This window comes from Legionella gresilensis (assembly GCF_900639865.1).
Lineage (GTDB): Bacteria > Pseudomonadota > Gammaproteobacteria > Legionellales > Legionellaceae > Legionella_C > Legionella_C gresilensis.
Genome location: NZ_CAAAHX010000001.1, coordinates 30770 through 43715 on the forward strand (window position 1 = coordinate 30770; position 12946 = coordinate 43715).

Below are 12946 nucleotides of genomic sequence, written 5' to 3' on the forward strand. Positions count from 1 at the left end.
CTATGTTGATTGAACTTATTCGTTAACTAAGGATAGGCTTCGCCCTTTATCACTAGTTGAACAATAGACTCGTTGCTGTTGCAGAAAAGCCAAGACATCACTTTTGCGATATAAAACCTTGCGACCAATTTTAAGATAGGGAATACCGGTGCCTGCCCAGCGATTGCGCTCTAAAAGTTGAGTAGAACAACTTAAAACAGCTGCTAACGTTTGTTGATTAAACAGAGCAGAATTTGGTGCAGATTCAAATTCATTTAAGCGTTGTAAACGTGATACTTTTTGATTCATAGAAAACCTCAGCAATTGATTATTCATTCAGCTTAATGCCGACGGTATTGCGTCCTACTTTACGAATATCAGTTGACTGTCCGGCCGGGTTCCCTTGCGGGAAAAAGTCGGTGATAATTCTTTTTCCATGACTTTTATAGAACCGTTAACCTATAAAAGTTTAAAGCTCGAAACGAGTATTGCTTGAAACTTAAAAGCTCGTCAAGCACTTTCAGGGTAGTGATAACAAATGGACTTGTTTGATACTGTTTGCTACTGAAAAAGTTTTTTCATTACTATTTTATTTGCATTAATAAATGTTTTTAAAGAAAAAATTTTTTATCCCACACCTCCTTAATTGATATAGAACCATCAATTGGACGGCCAGGCAATCATCATTTGGACGGCTATTGAATCATCGATTGGACGATACTATAATCATCAATTGGACGGCATCATGACCATCAATTGGACAGCACTATAACCATCAATTGGCCGAGGGGAATATGTTTAAACGTTATATTAAAACAAATATTTACAATGCACTATCTGATACGCCTGTCGTTTATATTATGGGCCCTCGGCAATCTGGAAAAACCACTATTGTTAAAGATGTTATTAATGAAACCTGGGAATATATAACGTTTGATGATACGACTCAGTTAAATCTTGCAAAATTAGATCCGGTAGGTTTCATACGCAATATTCCTGCAGATAAATCTATTGTTCTAGATGAAGTTCAACGTTTACCCGAAATATTTGTCTCTATAAAACAAGCTATTGATGAAAATCGTACTGCTGGGCGTTTTCTTTTAACAGGTTCAGCGAATGCATTATTACTTCCTACTTTATCTGATTCCCTAGCTGGAAGGATGGAAATGATTCCATTAACCACATTGTCTGAATATGAAATATTAGATAGGAAACCAACCTTCTTATCTAAGCTTATGGAAGGAAAAGCACCCAACACTAAAGAAATAAGAATTAGGGATTATTTAATTAAAAGAATCGTTACAGGCTGCTTTCCAGAACCCGTGCAAAGGGAAAATGAACCTAGAATTCAAGCATGGTATAACAATTATCTCTTAAGTTTAATTCAAAAGGATATACAGGATTTAGGACATATAGAACACCACAGTGAAATGACTAAACTTTTAAAAGCTTTAACACTTTACTCTGGAAACCTAATTAACTTTACAGAGCTTGGTGGTAAATTAGAGATGCACCGGCAAACCGTAAAAAAATATACTTCTCTGTTAGAGCAATTATTTCTAATTGAAAACTTGCCTGCATGGCATACCAATGCCTATAAAAGATTAATTAAAACACCGAAACTGCACATTACAGATACAGGTATTATCTGTGCTGCACGTGGAATAAATTCAGATAAGATTCGTACTAATCCCGATATTTTTGGCTCGCTGCTAGAAACATTTGTATTTAACGAGTTAAAAAAACAATCTAATTTTATCGATGAGAAATTAAATTTTTATCATTATCGAGATAAGGACAAAGTAGAAGTGGATATTCTTATAGAAAATAGCTTTGATGAGATTATCGGAATTGAAGTTAAGGCTACTGCCACCATTAAACAAATTGATTTAACTGGCTTAAGGAAATTAAAGGAAATTGCCGATAAAAAATTTAAATTGGGCATTTTATTATATGATGGGGATCATACAACCTCCTTCGGCGATAACCTCTTTGCTGTACCAATAGCTTCTTTATGGAGCTAATATTGTAACAATTAAGCTTAGGATTCGGCTAATCTTACCATTATGGAAATAACAAAATGTTAAAACCATTAGTCTAGTGAGGGTGGGGAAAGTCATGCAAATTATAACTTACACTTATATGCGCGAACATTTGAGTGAAATTATGGAAAAAATAGCCAATGGTGAACAAATTTGCTTTGCTCGCAAAGGACATAAGCCCTTTATCCTTGGCAAAGTTGGTACGCCTACTAATGCACAACTTGAAAAAGCAAAACAGAAAAAACGTGCTCATGCAATTGCTAAATTAAAAGAGCGACACGCTGCAACAATTAAAGACCTAGCCGACAAATAATGGAAATCAAAAATAAATTGTGATCTAGAGATAATTCTAAAGTTAATTAAGAAATATTATTTATCTAGTAAACCCCGTATTGCTAAATTCTTAAAATCATTAAAATCTTACCTAGCGTCCAAATATTATTTCAATTAAAATGCCCTGCTTGAGAAATCTATTAATCGCTTGTTATAGGATTACAAGTTATGGAAAATGAAGTCTGTGCGGAGCATAGTCGATTTAAAATTAGTATTATTGAAGATAGTGAAATACATCGGGAATGGCTTAATACTGAGTTAATAGACGATCCTAAGTTTATCGTTGTCAGCACAAATAATCTTGGCCGTGATGGAATAGAATCTGTTAAAAAATGTAAACCTGATTTAGTTATTCTCGATTTTCAATTACAGGATATGACAGGGCTTGAAGTATCGAAGCGAATTAAAAGCTATTATCCTGACATTAAAATTTTTGTATTAACTGCACACAATGAACCCTCTATTATCGAAAGAATTATTAATAATAAATATATTGATGCCATTGCAATCAAAGGTTCGCCCTATTTTGAGATTAATTTTTTAACAGCTTTATCCTATGTTATTGAAGGTGGAACGTATCTTGATCCTTCACTCTTAAACAATTTAAGAGAATCAAAAAATATTATTGGGTTAAATAAACTTACAAAAAGAGAATTTGAAGTGTTTGTTCAGTCGAATTCAGGTAAATCTGACGATAAAATAGCCTTAGATTTATGTGTAGAGTTATCTCACGTAAGAAATTTGAAATCACGAATAGCTAAGAAAATAAAAGATGATAATGTTAACAATATTATTTTAAAATTAGTTAACAATGCTCATCCTGATTCCTTACATACTTCTCTGATAAATTAAGTTTGCAATAAAAAATCAATTACATCTGAATCTAAAGATATTTTATGGAGTAAAAATGCTGTCAAAATCAGAAAATTTAAGCACAAATAATGATGAACCAATTTTAAAAAAACAAAAAAAATATTATGATCTTACAGCTAATATTTCAGAAAAATTAGTCACTTTTCCAGGCGATCCACGCTATCAAGCTGAACAGGTAAGCACCTTAGAAGATGGATCTCATTTTCATTTAAATAAACTGTCCTTAGGAAATCATACAGGTACTCACATTGACTTTCCTGCTCATGTAATTAAAGGAGGAAAAACAAGTAGTGATTTTCCAATCGAAACCTTAATTGGCTCTGGTTTAATCATTGAAGTTCCTGATCAAGAAATTTCCGTTACAAAAAGTCTTATTGCAAGTCACTCTATTATGAAAAATGATTTTGTTTTTTTTAAAACTGCAAACTCTAAAATTTCAAAAAATTCAGCATTTACTGATAAATATGTTTACATTGAACCAGATGCTGCTGAAGAACTGTTAGGAAAGGGCGTAAAAATTGTAGGAATAGATTATATTAGTGTTGATAAATATGAGTCAGAAGATCTACCTGTACATAAATCTTTATTGTTAAAAGATGTCCTCATTGTTGAAGGTTTAGAACTCAAAAATGTACCTGTTGGTCGCTGTAAAATTTATATTATGCCAATGAAAATTAATGATATGGATGGTTTACCAGCTCGTGTCATTGCTAAAATATGAACACCCTAGTTCACGATAAACTCTTAAATATTAACCATTTTATTATTAAACCTATAATAGGGTGGTTAATATTCCTTTCTCTTTATTTTATTTTTAAAAGTAACTCATTATTAGATCATTATTCAGCCTATTTTCCTTTAATAGGAGAAACCAGTTTCGATGCGTTAGCATCAATATTAGCATTTAGATTAAAAAATCAATTTAAGGAAAAAATTTATAAAAGATTATTTTTAATTTTATCAATTTCATTTATAGCTTCTTTATCTTCAGATTTAACTTATAATATTTTACTAAATTTATTTGATTTTAAGTATGAAAATACAATTACCATACTGCTTTTTGAAATCCCATTTGCCTCGTTTTTATTATTACAGTTTCTTGCAATGGCATACATCATTATTTTAAACAGAAAAGGTGAAAATAAAAGGCAGACACTATATACACCAAACATCATTCTATCTTTGTTGATGTTTACAATGTTTATATTTGGAGTACCTTGGAAAATTAGTTATTTTTCAGCAGTAGGAATATTCCAATTTATAGACACTCTTCTTGAAGCGGCTGGCTTTGCATTAGCAACTATTTGTTTAGCAAGATCAAAGAGTCATCTTGTTAGTTTCATTACTATTGGCTATTTAATCATTGTTTCTTCAGACTTTATAATTCGATATTGCGTTATATCTGGATCTATTCCTTATTTAAGTCCATTTGAGGCAACCTGGGTTCTAGGACTTTTAATCATCTGCTTAGGATTCTATTTAAGCTTTAATGAAGAGAAAACTAAAATATTAAAACTAATGCCTTTGACTAGCCTTCAATCACAGTTAACTATATGGTCCCTCATATTATGGTTAGGATCATTACTTTTATTTGTTACTTGGAATTATCTTTTTACTGAATATAGTCTTTATAACCAGATCACAAAGGGGTTTTTATCTACTCTTGTTCCAATTTCAGTTTTAGTTATTATTGGAAGTCATTTTTTATCAGCTAAAATTTCATCAACACTTTCTAAATTAGAAAATATTATTAATCGCTTTATTGAGACTGATAACGTAGATATTTCTGACTTAAAAAAACAAGTAGAAGATATTAATCAATTTTATATAACAAATGAAAAATTCAGCATCTATGAAGTAGAAAAATTATGTAAATTTATTATGAATACTGTAACTGAATTACAATTAGCAAATCGAGTTAAATCAGATTTCTTAATGAAAATGTCTCATGATTTTAGGACTCCTGCAAGTGGGATTTATTCTATGTCTCGTTCAATTTACAAGAGGATAGAAGATCCTAAATTAAAAAGATTACAACAATTAGTTATTCAATCATCAGAACAACTAATGAATATATTAGAAGATGTTTTAGATTATTCAAGACTAGATAGTAATCAATATAAATTGTCTATTAAAACTATAGACATCAAATCTATAATTAATGAAGTTATCCTACTTGTTTCTGCTAAAGCAGAAGAAAAAAAATTAGTAATAAGTAGCCATTATCCAAATTTACCAATTTATTATAATGCTGATCGGTTAGTGATTCATCGAATCGTACTCAATATTGTATCTAATGCTATTAAATTTACTCGTATTGGTGGAGTTACTATTTGTTTAAATTTCGAAGAATTTGAACAGAAAGAATGGATAGTTATAACAATTAAAGATACAGGAATCGGTATTGATAAAAAATATCATGCATCAATATTTGAGCCATTTACCTGTATTGAATCACCAGAAACATCAAAATACTCCGGTATTGGCCTAGGTTTGAGTAACGCTCTCTTAATGATAAAGAAAATGGATGGAAAAATCATACTTAAAAGCAATCTAAACCAAGGAGCTACATTTAAAATATTACTACCCTTTTAACTTTACAACCAACCTTCTATAACTTTAGAAATTAAAGTTATAAATGATGAGATTTAATAATAACCTATTGATTATTATAAAAATATTTATTATTTGAATGATGAATGATTACCTTCAAATTATATGAAAAAATACAATCCTCTATAGTTAAGCTAGTGATTAGAGCTATTTATAGGTAGTACAAATACTATGTATAAAATAGCGAGATGACCACCTTAATATAGGTTTACTCAATATCAATGTATTGATTAGGAATTTTACATATAAGAATTAGGACAATAATATGAAGGCGAATAATAATTACAATTCACATAACGCTACATTTTCTTCTAAAATTAGCATGAAACTGCAAGACTCTAAGCAAGAGCAACCATCAGTTCTCAATGTGAAAAAGAAATTTACTAAAAGTCCTTTATCTAACTTCCTAATCTGGCTTAAAGAGCAAATAGACGCAGGTAATAAGCAACTTTCATTAAATACTCAGAGCCTTATCCTTTATAAACCTTCAAGCTGCAGTCAAGATTTGATCTTTTTATTACCAGAAGTAATAGAGCAATATCATATCCAAACAGGTATTGCTGCGGAAATTATAAAATTTGAGCTTAAAAACGCTTTAGAAATCACTTTCGCTTATACAATTATTAAAAACGAAAAAGTGATTGAAGTATTCCCGTGTAAGAAATTTTTTTAGGAGTAAAATCAACAAAGCTTATTAAGGCAGCTAATCCAACGCAGCTGAAAAAACTACATATATTCGTCGTATCTTATATACGTCTTTTATTTAAAGGGACTTCAGGTTTATTAAAATCGTAATTTCGCATTAATTTCTCTAATGCAGAGCGCAATGCTAATAAGACAATTTTTCTATATAAATTGTCCCATTTGTCCCAATAAAAAATAATATTCTGGGACAGCTCTAGCTCAATGTTTATAAGGTTGTCCCAAGTGTCCCAGTTGTCCCACTATTTTTATTTAATGCTTAAATAAAATTTAAAAATCACCTCGAAATAATATGCTTAATAATGTGAAATCTTAATGTAGGGTTGTTATGTTACTTTAATTTTTAAGTTATTGATATTTAAATATAAAAATCTGGATTTTTCGGAATAAGACCCTGGATAATTCGGAATAAGGTGTTAATTCTGCTTATTAAATCTTAAACTCGACTTCGGCCACTTTTATATTGTCTTTCCCGCGCAGGCGGGAATCTATCTAAAAATTAACCTCAGTGCTAATTGATGAATAGATCCCCGCCTGCGCGGGGATGACATAGAGTTCGCAGGATGACATAGGATTTTCGGGATGACATAGGATTTTCGGGATAATATAGGATCATCTTTGGTTACAGTTAGCTCTCAAACTTATACACGCAACTCTGTGCCCTAGGAGCAGAGTCCTGGGGGAAGTAGTTCTATTTATTATATTATTAACTCTTTTAAACTATCTAATTGACTTGCCATATTCCTAATCAAATGATCGGTAATTCGCTGCATAGGTTTCCTTAACCGCTCCACATCTCGCATGATATACCCTGCTGTTACATCATTAGTCATTTTATGATTCAGCAAGCGCTTTAAAGCATAAGCTGGCAAATCAAGGCTTTCAGCAATGGTTGCAAAGGTTCGTCTTAAATCATGAATGGTAAATGGAATACCTGATAGCTCTGCTACTTTGAGCATGGCTTTTCTTGGTTCTACAACATGCCCTGTTCTACTAGGTGCTGGGAATACAAATTCATTCGTTTTAAATTGTTTTCTTCTTAAGAATAAGTCATAAAGAAAATCAGTTAGAGGTAACGTATGCGTTTCTCTATTTTTAGTATCTTGTACTGTAAATGTTTTGGCTTTGAAGTCAATGTCCTGCCAGCATAATGACGCTGCCTCCATACGTCTTAAGCCTGTAAAAAGAATAAGTAAGAAATAATCTTTCCACATCATGGCTTGTGGGTAGCTCTCTTGCTCACCGAGTTTGGTTAAACCCTCATACCAGGCAGCAAGCTCGTGATTTTTAATCATGGTATTTTTGCGATCTACTCTGTACCAACTGCGAGTGTGCGATAGGTATTCAACGGGATTAATGGCGATAATCGGTTGGCCATCTTCAAGCTGATATTCATGGACTGCAAAATTAAAAACAGCGCGTAAAACGCGCATGGCGTAATTTGCGCGCGCTTTACTGTTGGTTTGCCCATATTGGGCATGGCGTTTAGCAATCATTTCTCTGGTGATATTAATTAGAGGTTTACCTAACCAATCAGGAATAACTTGTTTTAAGACGCTTTGATAATCTTTAATAGTTAATGACTTTAAATCTTTGCGCGCTCTAAGGTAGTCATTAAATACTTGCTGCAGCGTTAGAGATTTAATTTTATTTGCTTTCTTTTCAGCAATGGGATTATCCCCTTTCGCAATTTGGCCTAATACATGTTTTGCTTGCTTGCGTGCTTCTTCGGCAGTTAGCTGGCCAAATTTACCTAGTGTGATGCGTTTCACTTTATTAGCAATGCGCGTTTCTACAATAAAGCTTTTTACCCCGCTGCCGGTTACTCGCAATGCAAAGCCTTTTAATTGTTCATCACGATAGAAAACTTGGTCTTTTCCTTCACTAGGTTTGATTTTATCAATGACCGATTTAGTGAGTTTGATTGCCTTATTATTTTCCATAAAACTTCCTTTAAAAAACCTTTAACTAAAATCTCATGTAGACGCCATGTAGACAGATTATTTAAAATGTATTAAAAGTTAAAAAATTAAAATAATGCATAATGTATTTGATTTTAAAGGAAAAATAAAGGAATTTAAAAGTTAAGAAAAGGTATTAAAAACGGCTAAATTAGGACTGAAAATCCTTGTGTCGGTGGTTCGATTCCACCTCTGGCCACCATTAAATCCGTTTTAAATAAATTATTTACGGGTCTTTTCTGTTTATGAGGGGCATTTATCAAGCACACAGCACTCTAACCCTAATTGGGTCTTTCCCAAATTCGGGTGCATATTGATAAACCGCATAAAACTTTAACGGGGTCTTTACACAATATAAGCGAAGCTATAAATATATCAAGAGAGTCCCTGCTTCTAAAAATACCTAGGCAGGGACTAAATAAAATTAAATTTTTTGAGACATGTCTGTATGGGAAAAATCATTATCCGCAGATACATCTGTATCTGATGAAAATATGCCAGAATGATGATGTGTTTTTATATGTTTATGACTTGAACCGGATGAATTATTTAATTCTCTTTTCCGCCTTCCGTTAATTAAAGGATATTCGTCTGCTTTATCCTCTCTTTGATCTTTTTTATTCTGTTGTGAATTAACAAAGCTAAATTGTTGGCGGAGCCTTGCCTGTCTATTAAGTTCCTTTTGATATTTATATTGGTTTAAAGATAAGACTAATGTTTTAACACCACCGATTATAACATAGTGTTGTTTTTTTCTATTAGCCTGACCTTCAACTGTATGGGTTTTTAAGATTTCTTTATCAATAATTTCATTATTATTTAAAAATAGCTGATGGCTAGCTTTTTGAGCATAGGTATAAACCTCTCTTTCTTGATTATTAATGGTGACAAAGTGTTTTGTTTCTTTACCAATAACTCTTCTTTCATAAGTTTTTAGGACGTCACCTTTAAGCTCTTCACCATGTAAAAAAACTCGTGGTGTAGAGCCAGTTAATACAGTAGGTGTTTGAGTCGGTGCACTAGTAGCTTGTTTGCCCTTAGAGACCGTTTCACCAAATAGATTAAATCGACTTACCATATGGGCCAAATCTTGATTACTTAAATTATCCTGAGTAGGGAATCTAGTTGTAGCTATGGGTGCGCTTGTTGTAGAACGCTCTTTTAATTCTGTAGCCAAAGGAGTTTCTTGATGGTTAGGCTCGTTAATAGAAATTTTGTCTGTAGGCATAATCGTTAACCAATTAAAATAAAAGTTATTAATTTATACCATATTGATCAATATTAAGTCAATATGTTTTTATTTAATACCCAAATATTTTAAGAAATTAGGAGAAATTTAAAGATATTAGTTCTGTTCTAATGGGCCCTTTGATTTGGGCTATCAAGCCTGGTAAATGATTGCCATCAAGATGCACACTATCGGTGACATGCATGGAAACGATATCAAGCGTGCCTGCATCTAATGCTAGATGTAATTTCTTCCAAACAGCAGCGGCTCTTGCCGTGTTTTAAGCGCTTCCACTCGCCTTGACCAAGGACTTGAACACCGGTCGAGTCGATTAGAATATGCCGTGCCTTACTTTTGGCTTAATGTTTAAGTCAATCTTTAAGATCTTGGCTCTGCGGCATAAGGTGCTGTAGTCTGGCGTTTTAATGGCTAACTTATGAAGGGTTAATAAAGAACTTAAAAATCCCTCTGTTGCTCGATAAGTTAAATGAAAGAGTTGTCTTAGGGTTAACGCACAAGCAATAAGTAAATCCGAATAAACCGGATTCCCATGTGAACTTTGGCTACTTTTTATCTGATTTTCATTAAACCATACATCAAGGCTTCCACGGGATACCAATCCTTTGTTATACTCAGACCAGTTACGAACGCGATAGACTTTTTTAGTCATGGCTAAACTCCTCTATTTCGACGAATAGAAGTTATAACGTTCAGGTGCGTAACACCACCTTTTTTTATTTATTCTTAATATTACCTCAACTTCTCTTAAAATATGAAACAACGCCAGTAGTTGCGAAGGTTCTCAAAAAATATCTCTAAACTTAGTGAAATAAATAATTATCTGCTGAGGTTAAATTTAATCTTTTGTTAAGAAAAGTTAAGTATAATTACTATATGTTATTTAGTTGAGCACTTGGAAATATTTATGCCCAAGCTTAAGGACGTTCCTCAGTATTATAATCCGACGAACTCGATAAAAAAGATAAAAAGGTATGTCACCATCTATCTAACGATGATTCTACCAGACATAGGGAGGAATTTGATAGAACCATTAGGGCTAGTCAACCAAGGCTTCGTCAAGCAATCGCACCAATAATTGAGAAACTACAAGAATATGCTAATAGCCTCAATGGTGAAATCGCACCTATTCAGAGTGATATAAACGCTCTTATTAAGCAATTACAAGGTTTAATAGTTAGTTCAGATCCTATCTTACCAGAGCAAATCCCTTCATTGCTGAAATTATATATTGAAAAAAATAGGTACCAAAATGATTCTGTAACTAGGCATTTAGTAACTTATGCTGAGCAATATAAGGAAGGTATAAAAGAAGTAGTAAGTAATTTAGCTGAGGCTGAAAAAACTTTTCTAAAGCGAGATTCCTCAATTAAGGAAAACTTAGCAGCTCACCTTAAGCAAGCTGTTTTCGCAGCCTTAGAAAAGATAGGAAATGAATCAAAATCAAGTGCCGAAGATATTCCTGGTATTAGCTCTTTTTGTGTTGGATTAAAAGACAAAATAAGCTTTAAGCAAGTAAATGAGGTAAAAGATATATTTCAACAAGAATTTTTAGCTTGTAAAGATTATTATCGCCGACAGGGCTTACTTTCATCGGATAATCCAAAAATTAAACAGAAATTAAAGTTAATAGAAGAAGTCATTGAAGCCAATAATAGTAATATTCGCCTTTTATTTGGTGTGTCGAAACCAGAAGCTACGCAATCAAAACCATCTATTTTAGAAACTTTAGATAGTTATCTAACTAAGCGAAGCAATGTTAAGAGTAACGGCATTACTAAACAATACTATGGTAGCTTTTTTACTTGTTTTAAAAAATCATTTGATCAGAAAGATAAAGCAGTTAAGGCTCTTAAAAAAGCTCTAAACAGGGAGCCGACATCTGAACTCCTAGATCATTTACCTACTTTGCGAGATGGTGAACTAGGTAAAAGCCTTAGAGCTTTTATTAAAGCAGGTTATGCAGATAATATTGTTGGTTAAAGAGTTCAAACTGTAAGCGAGTTTATTAACGCACTACATGACCAAGTCATGCCAGGGTCAAATATTGTACAAATAGCGCTATAAAAACAGTACATAACTATTTCTAAATACCAATAAATCTAAGCTCAAAAACATTTTAGGAATCACTTTTGGAATTTTGAACAAAATCAACTGTCCTGAGTTTTTAGCTCAAGACAGCTGCTACGCTTGCTAATTTTTCTTAATTAATCTTTTTTAGTTTAATTGGTTTTTATTTACGATAAAACATAGAGGATAGCAAGAACCCTACAGTACCAGCTATTAATAAATAAGTCGTAGGTCTTCCGCTAAATTGCATATTATTAGGTAAGTCTTCTAATGAAGGGTGACCAGCATGCTCTTGATGAGAAGCATTAGGCTTGTTTTGCATGGTATTTTGTTTCATGCGGTTGTGGTCTTTTTCTTTATATAAATGAACTACTTTTATTTTTTTTTGTTGTAACAAAGAAGATAGCAAAAATCCTAAACCCGTAGTCATTAATAAGAAAGGAAAAGGTTTTTCACTCACTTTCTGCATGGCAGTGTCAGAATAGTCTTTGATAGTATCTTGAGTCTCACTAATTTTATCCCGGCTATCATAAAATAGTTCATTAAATTGGTCTTTAACACGGCTAAATAAAGGTTTTTGTCTGAAAGGCATATGAGGTAAATTTTTCACTAAACGATCTTTCCAAGATTCGTGAGGCAAATTTCTCATTAAGCGATCTTTCAGAGATTCGTGATGTAAATGAGCCTTTTTATCCTCGTTTCGGTGCAACATAGAAGAGAGTATAAATCCTATAGCAGTAGTTGCTAATAAATAAGGCATAGGTCTTTCAACAAATTTATCTATGGCTGTATTAGAATAGTCTTTAATAGCATGCTGAGTATCACTTACCTTATCACGGCTATCGTGAAATAACTCAATAAATCGCTGTTTAGCTTGTTTAAACCAAGGCTTTTGGCTGAATTGTTTCTGATGTAATTTTTTTGTTGAATAAGGCTCTACTTGCTCATGCTCGGGTGTATCCTGCCACCCTCCCAGATTGGGTTTAATTTTTCCTCGGTTTTGATCCTGATGTAAATGATCCATTTTTCATCTCCTTTCCCTAAATATAGTTAATTTGATTATTAGCTACCTTATTTAAGGATAGACTCAAAATAAATTATGGCAAATCAAAGCCTTTATGCACAAA

The 12946-nt window shown here is 32.6% G+C and carries 12 protein-coding genes; 7 read left to right on the plus strand and 5 right to left on the minus strand.

Features of this window, described 5'->3' with window-relative positions:
* Positions 1–15 precede the first annotated feature (15 nt).
* Positions 16–288 carry a helix-turn-helix domain-containing protein gene (locus E1P04_RS00135; RefSeq protein ID WP_131780913.1) on the minus strand — a complete coding sequence of 91 codons (273 nt, stop codon included), beginning with the start codon at positions 286–288 and terminating at the stop codon, positions 16–18.
* A gap of 485 nt (positions 289–773) precedes the next feature.
* Between E1P04_RS00135 and E1P04_RS00140 the strand changes: the two genes are divergently transcribed.
* The 6 genes from E1P04_RS00140 (at position 774) to E1P04_RS00165 (ending at position 6513) form a co-directional block, all read left to right on the plus strand.
* Positions 774–2003, plus strand: coding sequence for an ATP-binding protein (locus E1P04_RS00140; protein WP_131780914.1), 1230 nt, complete (start codon positions 774–776; stop codon positions 2001–2003).
* A 94-nt stretch (positions 2004–2097) separates the two neighbouring features.
* Entirely contained in the window at positions 2098–2334 is a 237-nt protein-coding gene (locus E1P04_RS00145; protein WP_131780915.1) for a type II toxin-antitoxin system Phd/YefM family antitoxin, read from the plus strand.
* A gap of 188 nt (positions 2335–2522) precedes the next feature.
* The gene (locus E1P04_RS00150; protein WP_131780916.1) at positions 2523–3206 is read left to right on the plus strand and encodes a response regulator transcription factor; all 684 of its coding nucleotides are present in this window, start codon (positions 2523–2525) and stop codon (positions 3204–3206) included.
* A 55-nt stretch (positions 3207–3261) separates the two neighbouring features.
* The gene (locus tag E1P04_RS00155; protein WP_131780917.1) at positions 3262–3948 is read left to right on the plus strand and encodes a cyclase family protein; all 687 of its coding nucleotides are present in this window, start codon (positions 3262–3264) and stop codon (positions 3946–3948) included.
* Positions 3945–5822 carry a sensor histidine kinase gene (locus E1P04_RS00160; RefSeq protein WP_131780918.1) on the plus strand — a complete coding sequence of 626 codons (1878 nt, stop codon included), beginning with the start codon at positions 3945–3947 and terminating at the stop codon, positions 5820–5822. Before E1P04_RS00155 ends, E1P04_RS00160 begins: the two co-directional genes overlap by 4 nt.
* Before the next feature lie 283 nt (positions 5823–6105).
* The gene (locus E1P04_RS00165; RefSeq protein ID WP_131780919.1) at positions 6106–6513 is read left to right on the plus strand and encodes a hypothetical protein; all 408 of its coding nucleotides are present in this window, start codon (positions 6106–6108) and stop codon (positions 6511–6513) included.
* Positions 6514–7240: 727 nt separating this feature from the next.
* Here the strand turns inward: E1P04_RS00165 and E1P04_RS00170 are convergent.
* The 3 genes from E1P04_RS00170 to E1P04_RS00185 all read right to left on the minus strand — a co-directional run bounded on the left by E1P04_RS00170 (position 7241) and on the right by E1P04_RS00185 (position 10401).
* Positions 7241–8485, minus strand: a complete 1245-nt coding sequence (locus tag E1P04_RS00170) for a tyrosine-type recombinase/integrase (protein WP_131780920.1) — start codon at positions 8483–8485, stop codon at positions 7241–7243.
* Between the two features lie 442 nt (positions 8486–8927).
* Positions 8928–9731: a hypothetical protein gene (locus E1P04_RS00180; RefSeq protein WP_131780921.1), complete on the minus strand. Its 804-nt coding sequence runs from the start codon at positions 9729–9731 to the stop codon at positions 8928–8930.
* A gap of 331 nt (positions 9732–10062) precedes the next feature.
* On the minus strand, positions 10063–10401 hold the full coding sequence (locus tag E1P04_RS00185; protein ID WP_131780922.1) for a transposase: 339 nt from the start codon (positions 10399–10401) through the stop codon (positions 10063–10065).
* 563 nt (positions 10402–10964) lie between these two features.
* Here E1P04_RS00185 and E1P04_RS00190 point away from each other — a divergent pair.
* The gene (locus E1P04_RS00190) at positions 10965–11732 is read left to right on the plus strand and encodes a hypothetical protein (protein ID WP_131780923.1); all 768 of its coding nucleotides are present in this window, start codon (positions 10965–10967) and stop codon (positions 11730–11732) included.
* Between the two features lie 250 nt (positions 11733–11982).
* On the opposite strand, the gene E1P04_RS00195 is transcribed toward E1P04_RS00190, so the two are convergent.
* On the minus strand, positions 11983–12843 hold the full coding sequence (locus E1P04_RS00195; RefSeq protein WP_131780924.1) for a hypothetical protein: 861 nt from the start codon (positions 12841–12843) through the stop codon (positions 11983–11985).
* Positions 12844–12946 lie beyond the last annotated feature (103 nt).